At 52.5% G+C, this 18,581-nt stretch carries 21 protein-coding genes; 5 read left to right on the forward strand and 16 right to left on the reverse strand.

The features are described from left to right. Positions 1-324: 324 nt before the first annotated feature. Positions 325-1,758: a Cu(+)/Ag(+) sensor histidine kinase gene (locus H7A02_13865; protein ID MCP5173342.1), complete on the reverse strand. Its 1,434-nt coding sequence runs from the start codon at positions 1,756-1,758 to the stop codon at positions 325-327. Next, on the reverse strand, positions 1,745-2,437 hold the full coding sequence (locus H7A02_13870; protein ID MCP5173343.1) for a heavy metal response regulator transcription factor: 693 nt from the start codon (positions 2,435-2,437) through the stop codon (positions 1,745-1,747). The genes H7A02_13865 and H7A02_13870 overlap by 14 nt, the downstream gene beginning before the upstream one ends. Positions 2,438-2,614: 177 nt before the next feature. On the opposite strand from H7A02_13870, the gene H7A02_13875 reads away from it, so the two are divergent. Genes H7A02_13875 through H7A02_13895 form a run of 5 tightly spaced genes read left to right on the forward strand, consistent with a single transcriptional unit; the run spans position 2,615 to position 6,684 of the window. Next, positions 2,615-3,043, forward strand: coding sequence for a hypothetical protein (locus tag H7A02_13875; protein MCP5173344.1), 429 nt, complete (start codon positions 2,615-2,617; stop codon positions 3,041-3,043). Further along, positions 3,040-4,881, forward strand: a complete 1,842-nt coding sequence (locus tag H7A02_13880) for a copper resistance system multicopper oxidase (protein MCP5173345.1) — start codon at positions 3,040-3,042, stop codon at positions 4,879-4,881. The genes H7A02_13875 and H7A02_13880 overlap by 4 nt, the downstream gene beginning before the upstream one ends. Then, the gene (locus H7A02_13885; GenBank protein ID MCP5173346.1) at positions 4,878-5,738 is read left to right on the forward strand and encodes a copper resistance protein B; all 861 of its coding nucleotides are present in this window, start codon (positions 4,878-4,880) and stop codon (positions 5,736-5,738) included. Before H7A02_13880 ends, H7A02_13885 begins: the two co-directional genes overlap by 4 nt. Positions 5,739-5,790: 52 nt before the next feature. Continuing rightward, entirely contained in the window at positions 5,791-6,084 is a 294-nt protein-coding gene (locus H7A02_13890) for a hypothetical protein (GenBank protein MCP5173347.1), read from the forward strand. An 18-nt stretch (positions 6,085-6,102) separates the two neighbouring features. Beyond that, positions 6,103-6,684 carry a cytochrome c gene (locus tag H7A02_13895; protein ID MCP5173348.1) on the forward strand — a complete coding sequence of 194 codons (582 nt, stop codon included), beginning with the start codon at positions 6,103-6,105 and terminating at the stop codon, positions 6,682-6,684. Between the two features lie 24 nt (positions 6,685-6,708). Here the strand turns inward: H7A02_13895 and H7A02_13900 are convergent, their stop codons facing one another. From H7A02_13900 to H7A02_13965, 14 genes are all read right to left on the reverse strand, one after another. Then, the gene (locus H7A02_13900; protein MCP5173349.1) at positions 6,709-6,963 is read right to left on the reverse strand and encodes a hypothetical protein; all 255 of its coding nucleotides are present in this window, start codon (positions 6,961-6,963) and stop codon (positions 6,709-6,711) included. Between the two features lie 47 nt (positions 6,964-7,010). Beyond that, entirely contained in the window at positions 7,011-7,469 is a 459-nt protein-coding gene (locus H7A02_13905; GenBank protein MCP5173350.1) for an ATPase, read from the reverse strand. 208 nt (positions 7,470-7,677) lie between these two features. After that, the gene (locus H7A02_13910) at positions 7,678-9,030 is read right to left on the reverse strand and encodes an APC family permease (protein ID MCP5173351.1); all 1,353 of its coding nucleotides are present in this window, start codon (positions 9,028-9,030) and stop codon (positions 7,678-7,680) included. Positions 9,031-9,219: 189 nt separating this feature from the next. Then, positions 9,220-9,567 carry a hypothetical protein gene (locus tag H7A02_13915; protein ID MCP5173352.1) on the reverse strand — a complete coding sequence of 116 codons (348 nt, stop codon included), beginning with the start codon at positions 9,565-9,567 and terminating at the stop codon, positions 9,220-9,222. A 41-nt stretch (positions 9,568-9,608) separates the two neighbouring features. Next, positions 9,609-10,052 (reverse strand): hypothetical protein, encoded by a 444-nt coding sequence (locus H7A02_13920; GenBank protein ID MCP5173353.1) that lies wholly within the window; start codon positions 10,050-10,052, stop codon positions 9,609-9,611. Between the two features lie 13 nt (positions 10,053-10,065). Then, a complete protein-coding gene (locus tag H7A02_13925) occupies positions 10,066-10,716 on the reverse strand; it encodes an isoprenylcysteine carboxylmethyltransferase family protein (protein ID MCP5173354.1) in 651 nt (216 codons plus the stop codon). 25 nt (positions 10,717-10,741) lie between these two features. Next, positions 10,742-11,026 carry a DUF2933 domain-containing protein gene (locus H7A02_13930; protein MCP5173355.1) on the reverse strand — a complete coding sequence of 95 codons (285 nt, stop codon included), beginning with the start codon at positions 11,024-11,026 and terminating at the stop codon, positions 10,742-10,744. Between the two features lie 8 nt (positions 11,027-11,034). Continuing rightward, entirely contained in the window at positions 11,035-11,205 is a 171-nt protein-coding gene (locus H7A02_13935; GenBank protein ID MCP5173356.1) for a hypothetical protein, read from the reverse strand. Positions 11,206-11,216: 11 nt separating this feature from the next. Continuing rightward, positions 11,217-11,570: a cupredoxin domain-containing protein gene (locus tag H7A02_13940; GenBank protein MCP5173357.1), complete on the reverse strand. Its 354-nt coding sequence runs from the start codon at positions 11,568-11,570 to the stop codon at positions 11,217-11,219. A 27-nt stretch (positions 11,571-11,597) separates the two neighbouring features. Then, a complete protein-coding gene (locus tag H7A02_13945) occupies positions 11,598-13,811 on the reverse strand; it encodes a copper-translocating P-type ATPase (GenBank protein MCP5173358.1) in 2,214 nt (737 codons plus the stop codon). Between the two features lie 140 nt (positions 13,812-13,951). Continuing rightward, on the reverse strand, positions 13,952-14,272 hold the full coding sequence (locus H7A02_13950; GenBank protein ID MCP5173359.1) for a cation transporter: 321 nt from the start codon (positions 14,270-14,272) through the stop codon (positions 13,952-13,954). Further along, positions 14,269-14,685 carry a MerR family DNA-binding protein gene (locus tag H7A02_13955; protein MCP5173360.1) on the reverse strand — a complete coding sequence of 139 codons (417 nt, stop codon included), beginning with the start codon at positions 14,683-14,685 and terminating at the stop codon, positions 14,269-14,271. The genes H7A02_13950 and H7A02_13955 overlap by 4 nt, the downstream gene beginning before the upstream one ends. A gap of 428 nt (positions 14,686-15,113) precedes the next feature. After that, positions 15,114-18,254 (reverse strand): efflux RND transporter permease subunit, encoded by a 3,141-nt coding sequence (locus tag H7A02_13960; protein ID MCP5173361.1) that lies wholly within the window; start codon positions 18,252-18,254, stop codon positions 15,114-15,116. Then, positions 18,251-18,581, reverse strand: a 331-nt coding sequence (locus H7A02_13965; GenBank protein MCP5173362.1) for a copper-binding protein, incomplete at its 5' end; no start/stop codon positions are given. The genes H7A02_13960 and H7A02_13965, both read right to left, overlap by 4 nt.

Consider the following 18,581-nt stretch of genomic DNA (forward strand, 5'->3'; position numbering starts at 1 on the left):
TACCCTCAGCCGAAATGCCTGCCGTTGCTAGACATTGCCAGCCAGTGCCCGTCACTCCCACTCGATTATCAATAAGCCATTTTTATCTTTTGTATTCAACGACTTATTTTCCCGCTAATCGGTAATACCATGAAAAATACCATGCTCAGAAATTTCTTAAAAATAAATCCTTTTTTTGAAAACGGGTCAATTCAAAGGCCGCGAGCCAACCAGCCTTGACCAAAATCCTACCAGCACTATAGAAATGCTCCATCCCTATTGAATATCAACAGCCTAATACTGACGTTCACAATTTTACAGTTCTCTCGACACGAGCCTTCGATGCTAACCACGCATCGCAATATTCCCTGCATCACCTGTTCTGGGAAATCTGATCGTAAAGCGCGTGACGCCGCGTTCGGAGATCACCGCGATGTTTCCTTCATGGGCCTCGACTATGGACTTGACGATAGCCAGCCCCAAGCCAGCACCTTCGCTTTGGCGTTGCCGGGAAGGATCGACCCGGTAAAACCGGTCGAAAATCCTGAGCAAATGCTCGGCTGGAATTTCTGGCCCCGGATTCTGTACGCTGAGTAACGCCCTACCCTCGCCCGATGAATCCAGACGGATCAGCACACTTCTTCCCACTGGTGTGTGGCGTATTGCATTGGACAGCAGATTGGACAATGCGCGACGCAGCATAGCGCGGTCACCTTGTATAATCGGTGCCTTTCCTTCCAACACCAATTGGATGTGCTTTTCCTCCGCCAGGGCCTCGAAAAAATCGAACAGCTCGCGCACTTCCCGAGCCAGATCCAGCGGTTCCCAGACAGGCTTGAGCAGGCCGTGTTCGCTCTGGGCCAGCCAGAGCATGTCGTTGACCATTTTGGTCAGGCGCTCCTGTTCTTCAAGATTCGAGTAGAGCAGTTCGCGATATTCTTCCAGGCTTCTGGACTTACCCAAACCCACCTGGGTCTGGGTGATCAGGTTGGTCAAAGGCGTGCGCAATTCATGGGCAATATCGGCGGAGAAATAGGATAGTCGAACGAAGCTGTCTTCCAAGCGGCCAATCATATGATTAAAGGAACAGACAAGGTTTTGCAGTTCCCGGGGAACGGTGTTAGGGTCTAGACGCACATGAAGGCGATCCGCCTGAATATCACTCATTGTCGCACTCAGCTCGCGCAAGGGCGCGTGCCCCTGGTGCACGCCATACCAGGCCGCCAAGAGAGTCACCGCGCCTGCCAGCACCATAATCATCCACAAACTGCGCCGAAAATTTTCCAGAAAGTGGATATGGAAATCCATATCGATAGCAGCAACGATGCGATAATTCTGGTCTTCAATGCGGGTATGCGTGATAGTGCCACGGTAGGTTTTGCCATCAGTTTGCCAGGTATAAAGATTGTCTACCTGAATACGGCTCACAGGAGAATAGGTGTTTTCTTGTGGCGAAGGTCCACCCTCCTCAGGACCATAGACCAAACGTCCCGCATCATCCCACACTTGAAAGTAGACACCATGGTGACCAGAAACAGCTCGCGCAAGGGCGCCCTCCGGTGCCGAGTCCTGATCTTTCGCCGATTGTAGAGCGTCTTCAACAGCACGAGTAATCACCACCAACTCGTCGGCATCCTGTTCAGCAAAATGGCGCTCTACTTCATTCAGCACGAGATAACCGATCATCAGTAAACTGAAACCGATAGCCATCGCGACAAACAGCATCACCCGGCTGTTGAGTGACAGTGGTCGTCTCCGGGCGAGACTAACTTTCGTCATGGTCGTCCTCGACCTCCAGCTTGTAACCCAAGCCGCGCACAGTGTGAATCAGCTTGGGTTCATAATCGTCATCGATTTTTGCCCTTAGGCGCCGTATGGCCACGTCAATGACATTGGTGTCGGAATCGAAGTTCATGTCCCACACCTGGGAGGCGATCAAGGAGCGCGGCAGTACTTCGCCCTGTCGCCGGACCAACAGCTCCAGCAAACAAAACTCCTTGTGGCTGAGATTGATCTTGCGGCCGGCGCGCGTGGCCCGGTGACGCGGTAAATCCAGCGTGAGGTCAGCAACTTTGATCTGGTCGGTCATCACCGGCACAGTACTACGACGCAACAGAGTGCGCACCCGGGCCAGCAGCTCGGCAAAGGCGAAGGGCTTGACCAGGTAATCGTCAGCACCCAACTCCAGACCCTTTACGCGGTCATCCACACTGTCGCGGGCGGTTAGGAACAGCACTGGCGTCTGACGGCCAGCCTCGCGCAACGACTGCACGATCCGCCAGCCGTCGACGTCCGGCAGCATGACGTCCAGCACCAGTAAATCAAAAGTTTCGGTCATCGCCAAATGATGGCCGTCGAGGCCATTGCGCGCGAGCGTGACCATAAAGCCTGCCTCGGTCAGCCCCTGCTGTAAATAATCGCCGGTCTTGATTTCGTCTTCGACCACCAATAGCCGCATCGTTGCCTTGCTCCGTATGTTCAGAATGGGTTTAGAAACAGCCTAAACCTGGCTAACCCACAACAAGATGACGGCCAGATTACAACTTTGTCATTTTGAAGTCATGCCCGTGACAGGTCACAGGCACTATCTTGAACGACATAGAACGATGGAACAGTATGTATAAGAGGAGTTCTCATGAAAAAGAATCTAATTGTTCTGATGATATTCACCCTATTCGCCACATCAAGCTGGGCAAACGATAGGTATCAGATCGAGGTATCCAAGCAGCCGAACCAGAAATGGCGATTCCAACACCTCACAACTTTCAAAGTTGATGGCTCTGTCAGAATATCGGGTCGTTTAACCGCCAGCCTACCGACTTGGCTCCCGAGAGGTCATGTAGACATTGCCGCTTATTCGCCCTCAGGTGAATTGATCACTGAAACCACGACTGATTATGTACCGGCTGTTCTAACCCACACCATGAAGAAGAAAGGTGGTGTTCGATTCTCAGCAACCCTCGATAAAGCGTTGCCGCCCGATTCAATCGTCAAGGTAGCATTTCACCGTGAAGAGCCAATTGTCAAAACCAATCCAACCCATTCAGGAAATATTGCCCGATGAGTAAGATACCAGTATTGACGCGACCCGATATAAATCGGCGTCGATTTGTCCAAGGCCTGGCAGCCGGTGGCGTGCTGGCCGCCACACCGTCCTGGTTGCAGGCGGCCGTAAAAGGCGCGACCGCGCTGGACTCAGCGCCAGTGCTCAGCGGCCGTGAAATCGATTTGGTGATTGCCGAAACACCCGTCAACTTCACTGGCGTCACTCGCATGGCGACCACTATCAACGGCTCCATCCCGGCACCGACGCTACGGTTGCGTGAAGGCGATGACGTCACCATCCGCGTCACTAACCGCTTGCCGGTCGCCACCTCCATTCACTGGCACGGCATACTGCTGCCCTATCAAATGGATGGTGTACCGGGAATCAGCTACCCAGGTATTTCACCGGGGGAAACCTTTGTTTACCGCTTTACGCTACGGCAGAGCGGCACCTACTGGTACCACAGCCACTCCGGCTTTCAAGAAATCACGGGCATGTACGGCGCCCTGATCATTGAACCACGGGCAGGCGAAAGACACCGCGCCGATCAGGATTACGTGGTACAGCTTTCCGACTGGACCGACGAAGACCCGATGCGCGCCTTCAGCAAGCTGAAAGTGCAAAGCGATGTCTATAACTTCAATCAGCCCACCTTTTTCGATTTCACAGCCGATGTCTCCAAGCTGGGCTTGCAGGCGGCACTGGAAAAACGCCAGATGTGGAACCAGATGCGGATGAACCCGACCGATCTGGCGGACCTGTCGGCGGCCACCCTCACCTTCCTGATGAATGGCACCACCCCGGCGGGCAATTGGAGCGGCTTGTTCCAGCGCGGTGATCGCGTACGGCTGCGGTTTATCAATGCCGCCAGCAACAGCTTTTATGATGTTCGCATTCCCGGTTTGAAGTTAACGGTGATCCAGGCCGATGGCCAGGATGTCGAGCCGGTCACTGTGGATGAATTCCGCTTTGGCCCCGGCGAAACCTACGATGTCATGGTCGAGCCCCAGGACGACGCTTATACGATCTTCGCCCAGAGCATGGAACGCAGCGGCTATGCCCGCGGCACTCTGGCCGTGCAACAGGGCTTGATCGCACCGGTGCCAGAGCCCGATCCCCCCGAGTGGTTAACCATGAAGGATATGATGGGAGCAATGGGTGGTGGCGCCATGGGCCACGACATGATGAAAATGGACTCCATGGGCCAAACCAAGATGGATCATTCCCAAATGTCCGGCGGTATGGCCATGGACCACAGTATGCACGGCATGCAGCAGGGTTCTGACAACCCGCTTGCCAAACCTTCATCTACCATACACCACGCCCGAACCGAATACGGGGCTTCGGTTGACCAACGGGTGGATACGCCGCGCACCAATCTCGACGACCCCGGTATTGGCCTGCGTAACTTAAGCCAGCGTGGACTGCGCCCACAGGGACACCGCGTGCTGACGCTGGCCGACCTGAAATCTATCGATGGTGTACTGGATGACCGCCGCCCGCCAGCGAGGGAGCTGGAACTACACCTCACCGGCAATATGGAACGCTATAGCTGGTCCTTTGACGGACTGGAGTTCGGCAAAAGCACACCGGTCTCCCTGCGCCACAATGAGCGCGTTAGAATCATTCTACAAAACGACACCATGATGACCCACCCCATGCACTTACACGGTATGTGGAGCGAACTGGAAACTGACCAGGGCGAATTGCGAGTGCGCCGTCATACCATACCGGTACAACCGGCACAGCGCATCAGCTACCTGACGACCCCGCATGACTTGGGCCGCTGGGCCTGGCATTGCCATCTTCTATTCCATATGGACGCAGGCATGTTCCGCGAGGTGGTGGTGTCATGAGACTTAATACGGTGAAATATCTCACAACACTGGTTGTTATTGTCGGTGCCCTTCAAGTAAATACGGCCCTGGCGCAAATGGATCACGGCCCTGAACATCAAGACATGGGACAAATGCAGGGCGGCAGCGCTCCGGCCGATGCCCGCGATCCCCACGCTTATTCCGACGGTTACACCTTGACCGAAGGCCCCTATGCACAGCCGGGGCCACGGCAACTGAAACTGGCGGACGAGCACGCCTTCTGGTCCGTTCTGGGCGATCGCCTGGAGTATCAGGAAGACAGCGATAGCACGGTTTACGATATACAGGCCTGGTATGGCACCACCTACAACCGCTTTGTCATCAAAGCGGAGGGTGATATCGCAGACGGCACGCTGGAAGAAAGTTCTACCGAGCTGTTGTGGGGCCATGCGCTCAACGCCTATTTCGACACCCAATTCGGCGTTCGACTTGACCAATATGACGAAGGTAAGGATCGCCAGTGGCTGGCAATTGGTATGCAAGGCCTGGCGCCCTACTGGTTTGAGCTGGATGTGACTGCCTATGTTGGCGACGACGGTCGGACCGCACTCTCTGCCGAGGCCGAGTACGAGTTGCTGCTGACACAGCGGCTCATTTTACAGCCCCGCGCGGAACTGAATCTGTATGGCAAGGATGATCTTGATAATAGATTGGGGTCGGGCCTCTCGGATCTCGCCTTGGGCTTGCGCCTGCGTTACGAATTCAGCCGTCAATTTTCTCCCTACATCGGTGTGGAATGGACAGACACCTATGGCGACACAGCTGATTACCGCCGTGCGGCAGGCGAAGATACGTCAGGCACCCAATTCGTCGCGGGACTGCGATTCTGGTTTTAACAATAACCAAGTTGATACGGAAACTTTTCAAACACCTATGAGGAACACCTTTATGAATATGAAAACACTAGCCACTGTCATCGTGCTCTCCACACTGGGCATCGCTTTATCTGCACAGGCCCATGATCCTAAAGAGCATATGAAAGACGCTGAAAAGCCGGATTGTGCAGCCATGAAAAATATGGATCACAGCAAGATGGATATGAATGATCCTGTGATGCAAGCCATGATGAAACAATGCATGAATGACACGCATAATAACGACTCTGAAAAGGATCAAGCGCAGGCTGATCATCAGGACAACGAAAAAAGCTCAGGCGAGCAACATTCAGAACACCAACACTGATCAACCCAAGGAGTTTTCATGTCGGCGCTCACCACCTTTATCAAGAGTCTGGTCATTACCGCTGTCATCGCGCTGGTGGGTGGTGGGCTGTTTCTCTATTCAGGTCTCTACCCCATGGGAGCCGATGTACCACACAATCGGCTGACCTACTGGCTGCTGGAAACCTTGCGTGAAAGTTCAGTTGCACGTGCTGCCAGTGACATTAAGGTTCCTGGCGACCTAAACGCACCGGAGCGGTTACTGGCGGGTGGTGCCGACTACGATGATATGTGTGCAGGGTGCCATCTGAAGCCGGGCAGGACCGAAAGTGATTTCACCCTGGGGCTGTACCCCGCACCACCCAATTTAACCCTAACGGGTGATGAACATGGACACGACCATGCGGGTAACACCGATAATGACGACGAAGCCATTAAGCGACAATTCTGGATTATTAAACACGGCATCAAGGCCTCGGGCATGCCCGCCTGGGGACCGGGGCATGACGATGAACGTATCTGGAACATGGTGGCGTTCCTGAAGCGGTTGCCGGAACTGTCTCCCGACCAATACCAGATACTCACCGCACGTGGGCAAGACTCGGAAGGGCATGGTCACTGATATGGCACCTCATAATCCATCGGCTTACTGCAAGCGGTTGTAAATAGCCGCCAGCAACCACCCGGCGATACCCGCTGACACTGACCAAGCCACCAGTCCCACAACAACGCCAGTGAATGTCAAATGCCAACCCATCTCATTCAGTTGCATATGCACCATTTCCCCAGACATGGATAACATCATGGCGGGTATTAACATCACCAACAGGCTGCAAGCCAGCCACAGTATCGCCGCTGTAATCGCGCTGGCCATCCCGAATTTTAACGCATTAAGTGTCATGACTATTCCTCCGTTTATGGTGGTGTATCTGTAATAAATTAGTGTCTCTACATATCCCCGAACCGGTTGGCAGACTGCGCCATACGCATCATTTCGTGCTCCTCCAGCGACCGGAGTGATCCCATCAACTCCTTGGCAGAGGGGATATCCGCCCTTGAGGCGAGATAACGATACAGCTCAATCACCTGCTGGTGCTGATCCATAATCGCCTCCATGATTTGTATGGCATCCAGATCGGCAAAGGGCGCGTCACAGTGTGCATGTCGGACGATCGGATGCTTGTTGACATATTCCATACACCAGGTGTTCAGCGCATGCTCGTCGCCAGACGTTTCAAAACCGCTGACCACCCGGGTCAGTGCCTTTTCGTGATTGGACAGGTAAGCAAGAATCATTCGGGCTCGTTCATCCGTATTTTTGTCTGCGCAATGGGATAAGCACTGACTAAGATGTTGGTGAAATTCCCGGGTCCAGTGCAGTACATCTTTTAAGGTTTCAATTTGCATGACTATTTCTCCGTTGTGGATTGGCACTTCGATTACAGGCGCAAAATATCGCGATAGCTACGCATATACACCACCGGCTCCTGGTGGGTGTCGATGCCCATATCGATCGCCTTAAGTGTGTTAATTTGATCCATTACCATTTCCCGAACAAAAAAATTTAGCCATTGTCTTTCTTTCAGTGTCTAGCAGGCTCTCTCCACCCTAATTTTTAATGGTGACGTTCATGAGCCTGACTTTGGGACACAGCTTGCTTTCGTTTTTCAGATCCAAGGAATAGTTGCTCTCCGATAGCGATTAGCATCATTGTGACAACGGCCACACCCAACACAAATGGATCTGAATTCAACTTCACCCAAACGAACCCGCTTAGTGCAAGAAAATCTAATATAATCGCGGTAACGGGGACCCAGCTTTTGGCTTTAACATCGTCCAACAAGTAGCGCAGAACACCCCAGTGAATGGCGATATCCATCACCAGATAGAATATGATGCCAAGTGCTGCTATACGGGAAAGATCAAAGAACGCGGTGAGCACAAGTCCAAGAACCACGGTGTACACCAATGTATGCTTCTGAATGCTGCCCGGCATACCGAAATGGCTATGGGGCACCAACTTCATTTCCGTTAGCATCGCCAGCATTCTGGAGACCGCAAAAATACTGGCAAGAATCCCTCCCGCCGTCGCCAGCATGGCAATCGCAACGGTGAACCACACGCCGTACTCACCGAGTGCAGGTCGAGCGGCCGCAGCCAGGGAATAATCTCGAGTTTGAATAATCTCACTAAGCGAGAGATTGCTGGCCACCGCAAAACCAACCAATGTATAGATAACGACACAGGCAGCAATCGAAATAACAATGGCGCGACCAACATTGCGGTGTGGATCGATCACCTCGGAACCACTATTGGTAATGGTGGTAAAGCCTTTGAATGCCAGAATCCCCAGCGCTGTGGCGCCGAGGAAATTACTGGCTGAACCGGTCTCGCTTACATGGTCAAAGTCCACTGCCAGGCTATCAGCTAACCAGATGCCGACGAGACCAAAGATTAGAATTCCACCAATTTTCAGTAGGCCGATAAACCCTGCAACCCCTTGAATCAACCGATTACCCAACAGGTTCACAATGAACGCCGCCAGAATTAGGGAGACGCCGAGTATAGGAGTCATTTGTCCTGAAGGGTCACCGCCAAATAATTGCATGGTGTAAGAACCGAACGTACGCGCTAGAAAACTCTGCGCGATGACCATCGAAAAATACATAAGTAGTGCATTAAACGCAGTGGGCAACCGGTCGCCATAGGCCTTATGCAGATACATGCCGATCCCCCCTGCTGATGGGTAGGCATTGGATATTTTGATGTATGAGTAAGCACTGAAACCAACGATGATCGCGGCCGCGAGGAATGCCAATGGGAATAATGCACCAGTCATCTCTGCCATTTGCCCGGTTAGCGCAAATATTCCTGCGCCGATCATCACCCCAGTCCCGAGCATCACCGTACCTGACAGAGTGAGGCTACCTTCGTTGTAATGTGTCGAACGATCGTCTTTTTCCTCCATTCATGACCCCTTAATATAATGGTCAGCCCTCTTCCTGGGCATTCGTTGCAAGGTATACAGGATGCTTAAAACTGCATTTCTCAACAGACTGCTAGTCATATCGACAGGTTCCAACGTCAATTGGCCCCTCACCAGATTAATTTCCGAGACACCTAATCGATGTTCTTTGTTGCTCATTTTCTCTTTCATCTAATGAGGCGGCATCTTGTTGCAGCAGTGCGCCTCATGTTTAGCGTTATCCCCGATATTCTCATCGGTCTGCCGTTGCCAACTCAGCCTGGTTCGGGGCCACCAGCTGTCTTTTATTGCCGCACCATGCTTTTCGACAATGGCGATCATTTCATCGATATTGTGATGAGAAGCGTCGTAGGCGATTTTTAAGGTTTTTCTACGTGCATCGAACTGAACGCTGTCAACACAGGGAAGTTCATCAATTTCCTCAACAATCGCTTTGGTATTGTTTTCATTGATCCCGCACACGCTCAAGGTATGCTTGGTTAAAAAACCTGGATTGATACCCGATCGATGCTCACTCATAGTGTTTTTCCTCCAATCGACAGGTTGAGTAAGCAACCCATCTATTTTTTGTGTTTGTGGACAGGTGTTTTTTGGGATTCAGACTCATGATCCATCATTTGCCCCATCATCATCTGCATCATGCCCATTCGTTCTTCCATCATGTCCATGCGCTTTATCATATCCATGTCGTCCATTTTTGATGACTCACCTACTGTCATTTCCATTCCCATGCCATCACCCATTAATCGCATACCCTTCTGCATGACTCGCATATGTTCCTGCATCAGTTGCTGGCGTTTTTCCGGATCGGTTTCGGCTTTGATTTTTCCCATCATGTCGTGCATCTTTTGCATGTGCTCATGCATAGCCATCATTTGCTCATGGCCCATCATCATTCCGCCCATCGGCTGATCTTTACTGTCGCCATGTTCGTGCCCTTTTTCCGCAAAGACGGGCGAAGAAATCGCGGCGGCTATTACCAAAGTGGAGATTAGTTTTTTCATCGGAGTACCCTCATCAGTTGGAAACAGTTTTATCGACGTTAAATTTCGGAATCCATGCCGGCGTGACTTCCATATAGCGGCGATAGTCATCACCGAATTCCTTCAATGCCATGCGCTCCTCACGCTTAGCGAGTCGCACGTAAACCACTACCAGAACCGGAAACATAATCACGGTAAGGATCGTCGGCCACTGCAACAGAAATCCAAACATGATCAGGATAAATGCGATGTACTGCGGGTGGCGGCAACGGGCATACCAGCCGGTAGTCGCTAGCGAACGGGTCTGCTGCGCCTTGTGCAGAACACTCCACGCCGAGGCCAGTAAAAAGAAACCCAAAATGATCAGGACATTACTGGCGATATGCAGCGGATCAAAATGAGGGTTGCCTTCAAAACCGAAAAGGGTATGCAGAAGATGGCCGTTTTCGTGGGACAGAAAATCGATACCAGGATATTTTTCCGCCAACCAGCCGGAGAGAAAATAAATGGTTAATGGAAAGCCATACATCTCGGTAAATAGGGCAATAATAAACGCCGAGAAAGCGCCAAAGCTTCGCCAGTCAGTTTTGGTTTGCGGCTTGGTAAAGCTGAAGGCAAAGAAAATAAATATCGCCGAATTAAGTATCACCAGCGTCCAGAGGCCGTAAGCAGATTCACCGTGCATGCTTCTTCTCCTGTAATCTATTGGGTTAATGGTGATGACGGTTTTCGTTTTCCCGACGGCCTTCCTCCAGCCCCCGCTGATAGGCATCCTGCTCGGACTCGCCTTCATGCTGATCATGGCTACCATGACCACCGTGTCCGCCGTGCATAAACAGATGCATAAAGGGGCAGGCAAGGAAAATCAGGAACGGCAGAAATTGCCAGACGTGTTGCCGGTGCTCGACGAGCAGAAAATAGGTGACCGCGCCAATGAGTCCCAGTGCCGCCAGTCCTTTGGGTGTTAACCAGAATGATGTTTTTTGAGTCGCCATGTCACACCTCACCTGTGTAATTGAAAATCGTTGTCTGTTGCGCCGCGTTTATCGTGTATCCACAGACGCCCACGAACTAGATGCAAGGTAAAATCCTTCACCCCATGTCGAATCAAAGTTTCTTCCACGTTTTTCAGGCGAAACTCGTCAAAAATGGCCGTGACTTTGTTGATGTTCATTGGCCGCCTGCTTATTGCACCGTGATTTGTCCACGGTACATCTGCATCTGACAATGAAACGCATACTCGCCGGATGACATTGCTGGCAGCTGAATGGTCTTCAGTTTATTCAACGGTAAGGTGTCGCTGATTTGCAGTTCGGGGATCAATAAAGTTTCAGAACAGGGCGATTGATCTCTGCGCATAAATTTGATTTCTACCGGTTCTCCAGACGGCACTTTAATGCGCGAAGGCGAATAGGTACCGTTTTCCACAGTAATCACCAGATCGTTTTCACCCAGCTCGGCTTCTTTCGGCTTGTAGAGCCAGAACCACCACACAATCAGTGCAATTAGCGCTAAACCCGCAATATTAATAATCATCATCGCAACGCCCTCTTCCCGTCATTCTCATTAGTGCTCCTGCGCTTTAAAGAAGCGCAGCCTATTAGCATTGGTTACAACTGTCAGCGATGAAAACGCCATCGCCGCACCGGCAATCACCGGACTTAACAGCAAACCGAAAAATGGATACAACACCCCGGCTGCAAAAGGCACGCCGGCGACATTGTAAATAAAGGCGCCAAATAGATTTTGTTTGATATTTCGCAACGTAGCCTTGCTGACGGCAATGGCATCCGCCAGGCCATGTAACGAACCCCGCATCAGTGTTATGTCGGCACTCTCAATGGCCACATCCGTACCGGTGCCGATAGCAAAACCGACATTGGCGATAGCCAGGGCCGGCGCATCGTTAATACCGTCACCCGTCATGCCCACCACTTCGCCTTCCATTTGCAGCTTCTGCACTTTTTTGGATTTTTCTTCCGGCAGTACTTCAGCAAAGAATTCCTTGATACCGGCTTTTTCCGCTACCGCTTTGGCTGTGGCGCGGTTGTCGCCGGTGAGCATCACCACCCGAATACCGTTATGTTGCAAACGCTTGATGGCCGCTATGGAGTCTTCCTTAATCGGATCGGCCACAGCGATAATCGCTGCAAGTTGATTATCAATAGCGAAATACATCGGTGTTTTAGCCTCGGCGGCCAACGCCTGGGCCTTTTCGACAAAATCACCGAGCTCAATGGTGCGCTCGCGCATGAGCTTTTCATTGCCGAATAACAGTGTTTTTCCGTCCACCTCCGCCTGCACACCGTGGCCGGCAATGGCGTTAAAATTGGACACCTTGCCCATTTCGATCCCTCTTTCCTGAGCACTTTCAACAATAGCCATGGCCAACGGATGCTCAGAGCCGGATTCAAGCGTTGCTGCCAATCGCAACACCGCCTGCTCATCATACTCACCCGCCACCAGTACATCGGTGACCTTCGGTGCACCCAGGGTAATGGTGCCGGTTTTATCCAGAATCATCGCCGTTATCTTCGACGCGGTTTGCAGGGCTTCTCCGTTGCGAATCAGCACGCCCGCCTCTGCGGCCTTACCCACACCCACCATCACCGACATCGGCGTGGCCAGCCCCAGCGCACAGGGACAGGCGATAATCAATACAGTCGTGGCCGATACTATGGCAAATGCCACCGCCGGTTCCGGTCCAAAATTAAGCCAGGTCAAGGCACTCACCACAGCAATAATCATCACCACCGGTACAAAATATGCCGAGATGACATCAGCCAAACGACCAATCGGCGGCTTGGAGTTTTGTGCGCGCTTGACCATATTGATGATTTGCGCCAGCGCCGTGTCTTTACCAACGCGGGTAGCTTTAAACAGAATTGAGCCGGATTTATTGATGGTGCCCGCCGCTACGGTATTCCCAGTGGCTTTTTCAACCGGCATCGGCTCGCCGGTGAGCATGGATTCGTCAATCGCCGTATGCCCTTCAACCACTTCACCATCGACGGGAATTTTTTCACCTGGGCGCACGCGGACCACATCGTTCAGTAGAACCTGTTCGATAGCGATATCCAGTTCTTTGTCATCGCGAATAACCCGCGCCGTTTTCGCCTGCAATCCAATCAGGCGCTTAATAGCCTCAGAGGTACGACCGCGGGCTTTCAATTCCAGGGCAAGACCGAGATCGATTAAACCAATAATCATCGCGGTCGCCTCGAAATAAACATGGCGCGCCATTTCCGGCACCAAGTGAGGAACAAACACCACCACCATCGAATACACCCACGCCGTACCTGTGCCTAAAGCAATCAAGGTATCCATATTGGCCGAGTGATTTTTAAAGGATTGCCAGGCACCGACATAAAAGTGTTTGCCAGAGAACACCATCACCGCAAGTGTCAGTAATCCAACAGCCAACCAGGCAATGCGCCCACCAGTGCTTGTTACCGTCATTTCGCCGACTACGATGCTGTAAATCATCAGCGGCACGCCCAGACTGAGGGCGATGGTCATTTCCCGCATCAGTCGTTTGTAGTAAGCCCAATCAGCTTTTTCTTTTTCCTCCAATGCATCGTCTTCATTGTCAGCAAGGCTGATTTTGGCGTTATAACCGGCGCCCTCAACGGCTTTTATCAATTGCTCGGCAGGCGCCGAACCGAACACGCTAACGGTTCGCTGAGCGAAATTCATTTCCGCGTTTTCCACACCCGGTATCGCTTTTAGGGCGGATTCGATTTTTCCCACACAGCTGGCACAACCAGCGCCTTCGATCATCAATTCCTGGCTTACTGCGCTGCCGCCATGAACATGATGGTGGTGATGCTGGCCAGTTTCCGTACCTTCATGACAGGATGGATTGCCAGATTCCGTGTTTGTTGAACTCATATCCATACTCCTGGTTTACTTGACAGCAACTAGCGAATGAGCGTTGCGGGAAAACCCACACGATCCAACGCATCGGTAAGGTTTTTTGGTTCAACCACACCAATGACTGAAGCGACGCCCGTTGCCAGGTCCATCGACACTTCGCTAACCCCTGCAACGGATTTCAACGTCTGCTCGATACTTTTCACGCAACCACCGCAGGTGGCACCCTGAACCTGTAAACGATGAAGAGGAAGAGACGTATCGCTAACGCTGCGGATATCTCGGGCTTCAGCAGAAACGGATGATTTGCCGGCGCAGCAACAACCACCTCGGTGTTGACCCGCACTTGGCGTTTTGTGTGTATTCATAACCTATCCTCCGCAGTGAATTCTTCGATCAGATGACAAAGCATATGGCCCGTTGGCGCCTTATCCGGCTTTTGACTCCACTCCAACACAGCCTGTTGCATGCGATCCCGCAATTTCAACGTTTCCCTAAGCTGTCGCTCGGTTTCATGCAGGCGCTGATCAATCAAGCGGCGCACCGTTGGGCAAGGAGACTTTTTCTTGTCCGCATGGGCGAGAATCTCCTGAATATCCTCTACCGAAAATCCCAACTGTCGGGCACTCAGCACGAACCGTAAGCGATTAACATCTTTATCACTGTATTCCCGGTAACCATTGGCCTTGCTTTTTGTGGGATTCAAAATCTTGATCCGGGTATAAAACCGCACCGTGTCTGCTGTAACCCCCAATAGCCTGGCAACCTCAATTACCTTCATACCGCCCTCCTCTCGATCAGGTCTAGGTAGTTAGGCACCATCCTAAACACCACTCGGGTTTTGGATCTTGATCTGAGTCAATCACCAGTCTTAAACCTTGGTGATACACCCAGCTTTTTCACCGAGCGTTGGTGGAGGTTATACACCTGCGTCCATGACACAGGTCAAGCCATTTTGTCTCGGGCATACCGGCTTATGCCTACAAGGATCAAGTAGTACAGCACTTAGTCCGGCCAGGCATTTCCACTGGCAATTCCCTTCACCCCGATATTTCCCCGATATTGACAATTTCGATCGAAACTGCCCCGTTGACCATGCTAAGGCCGTGATCCTGACGCCCGGATGACGTTAGAATTACATTTAGGTAATGCTTATGTAATCTTCCCGGATAGAATGAAAACCGCGTCGAAGGAAGTCCGGCAGCGGCTTCATTCCGTCGCTTCATTTTCAACCCTCAAAGTTCCTTGCCTCCACAACAGGTAAATGGCAGGAAGTACCAGCAAGGTCAAAACGACTGCGCTCAACATTCCCCCAACCATAGGAGCCGCAATCCGACTCATGACTTCCGAGCCGGTACCCGTGCCGTACATAATGGGTAACAGCCCCACGATAATAGCCGCAGCCGTCATTATTACCGGACGTACTCGCAGGCCAGCACCGTGCAACACCGCGTGGCGCAATGTCTCCTTTCGCGGTTCAAGGCCTTTCTGCTCACACTCTTCCAGCAACTGGCGATAAGCCTGATTGAGGTACACCAGCATGATGACCCCGATTTCTACTGCCACACCTGCCAGCGCGATAAACCCTACGCCGACCGCGACGGAGAAGTTGTAGCCGAGCAGGTACATCAACCAGATTGAGCCCACCATGGCTAACGGCAGAGTTCCCATGATGATCGCGACCTCGGCAAAGTTGCGAAAATTGACATAGAGCAGCACGATGATTATGGCCAGCGTCAGCGGCACCACATAGGTGAGTTTTTCTTTAGCCCTTAGCATGTATTCGTACTGCCCGGACCAGTTCAGGGAGTAGCCTGCGGGTAGCTCAACCTGATCGGCCACCACGGCCATGGCATTTTTTACGTAACTGCCAATATCCACGCCGTCGATATCGACAAAGGTCCAGCCGTTGAGGCGGGCATTCTCGCTCTTGATGGCAGGCGGGCCGTCCTCCACATAGACCCGAGCGACATCCCCCAGTGCAATGCGCTGGCCACTGGTTGTTACAATAGGCAGCAAGGCCAGTTGTTCCGGCGAGTTACGATAGTCCTGCGGATAACGCAGATTGACGGGATAACGCTCCAACCCTTCGATTGTCTGCGCGACGTTCATGCCGCCGATAGCAGTGGCCACCACCTGCTGCACGTCAGCGATATTGAGACCATAACGCGCTGCCTTTTCCCGCTGAATATCCACCTTGATATAACGGCCACCCGCTACTCGCTCGGAATATACTGAGGCTGTGCCAGGTACATCTTTGAGCACCTGCTCCAAACGCTTGCCGATTTTTTCGATCTCCTTGAGGTCGGGGCCAGCCACCTTAATACCCACCGGGGTTTTAATACCCGTGGCCAGCATGTCGATACGGGTTTTGATGGGCATCACCCAGGCATTGGTCAGTCCAGGAAACTTCACCAAGGCATCCAGTTCCTTTTTTAACGATTCCGTGGTCATGCCATCGCGCCACTCCTCTCTCGGTTTCAACTGGACAAAGGTTTCAATCATGGTCAGGGGCGCCGGGTCAGTGGCTGTTTCTGCCCGACCGATTTTGCCGAATACGCTTTTCACTTCGGGTACCGTGGCAATCAACTTGTCAGTTTGTTGCAGGATCTCCCGTGCTTTACCTATGGACAGCCCCGGATAGGTGGTGGGCATATACATCAAATCGCCCTCATCCAGGGGGGGGATAAATTCGCTACCTATCTGGCTGACTGGCCAAAACCCGATAACCGTAATCACCAGGGCTAACACGAGCGTGGATTTAGGGTAATTGAGCACGGTTTTAAGTGCAGGCATATACACGCCAATCAACGCGCGATTGAGTGGATTTTTGTGCTCGGGCAATACTTTTCCGCGAATAAAATAGCCCATCAGCACGGGCACCAGCGTTACCGCTAATGCAGCGCTTGCGGCCATGGCATAGGTTTTGGTAAACGCCAGAGGAGAAAACATTCGCCCTTCCTGCGCTTCCAGGGTAAACACCGGTACAAAACTCACGGTGATAATCAGCAGACTGAAAAATAGCGCAGGACCGACTTCGGCAGCGGATTCCGCCACCACCTGCCAGCGGTTTTCGTTGGTCAGTGGCGTGCGTTCCATATGCTTGTGCATGTTTTCGATCATGACAATGGCGCCGTCGATCATGGCGCCGATGGCAATGGCAATACCACCTAACGACATGATATTGGCGTTGAGTCCTTGCGCATGCATGACAATAAAGGCGACCAGAATACCCACTGGCAGACTGACAATGGCCACTAGGCTGGAGCGCACATGGAACAAAAACGCCATGCATACCAGGGCCACGACGATGAACTCTTCCAGCAACTTGTGCCACAGGTTTTCCACCGCACGCTCAATCAGGCCGGAACGATCATAGACCGTCACGACTTCCACACCCTCTGGCAACCCGGCTTTAAGCGTTTCCAGCTTGGCTTTGACGCCAGCAATGGTTTTTTGCGCATTCTCGCCAAAACGCATGACCACGATGCCGCCGACCGTTTCACCTTCGCCATTGAGTTCGGCAATGCCCCGGCGCATCTGCGGCCCGACGTCGATGTCCGCCACATCTTTTAACAGTATGGGGGTGCCGTTGACGTTCAGGCCCAAAGGGATATTGGCCAGATCATCACGCCCCTGGATGTAGCCCGATGCGCGCACCATATATTCCGCCTCGGCCATTTCCACCACCGACGCCCCGACCTCCTGGTTACCCCGCTGGATCGCCATTTGGATATGGGACAGCGGGATGTTGAAGGCCCGTAACTTATCCGGGTGAACCCTGACCTGATATTGCTTCACCATGCCACCCAAGGCGGAAACTTCCGACACGCCGGGAACCGTTTGCAGCTCGTATTTCAAGAACCAGTCCTGCAGGCTGCGCAGCTGGCTGAGATCGTGCTGACCGGTGCGGTCCACTAGCGCGTAGAGGTAGACCCAACCCACACCGGTGGCATCCGGCCCCAATTGCGGCCGGGCATTGGGCGGCAAAGTGGGCGCCACCTGCGACAGGTATTCCAGCACCCGCGATCGCGCCCAATAAGCATCAGTATTCTCATTAAAAATCACGTAGACATAGGAGTCGCCGAAAAAGGAATAGCCGCGTACGGTAACCGCACCCGGTACCGACAACATGGCGGTAGTCAGCGGATAGGTGACCTGATCTTCCACCACCTGGGGTGCCTGACCCGGATAATTGGTTTTGATAATCACCTGCACGTCCGACAAATCGGGAATGGCATCTACCGGCGTGTTTTTCAGGGACCAACCGCCGACCCCCACCAGAATCAGAGTGGCCAGCAGCACAAAAAAGCGGTTTTGGACAGACCAGCGGATAATGGCTTCGATCATGGCTTGTCCTCCCCGTTGCGCTGGCCTTGATCCATATCCATCGCATCATGGCTCATACCCTGATGCGGGCTGTTGCCCATGGATTGGTCGTCTCCATCCTCGTGTGAGTCTTCGGATATCGGTTCCAAACCATGGATCTGGCTGACAACGTAATTACTGCCCCCGTCCCGCTTAATTTCCACGTGCAGCTTCATGCCGGGTTTCAGCCCATCCAGATCCACCGCAGGGTCTGCGGTAAAATCCATCGTCATGGCAGGCCATTGCCAGGCATCAATGGGGTCGTGTGCCAGCGTGAGCATCCGGTGTTCGACCATGATGCCTTCAATA

The organism is Pseudomonadales bacterium, from assembly GCA_024234435.1.
Classification (GTDB): Bacteria; Pseudomonadota; Gammaproteobacteria; order Pseudomonadales; family Porticoccaceae; genus JACKOF01.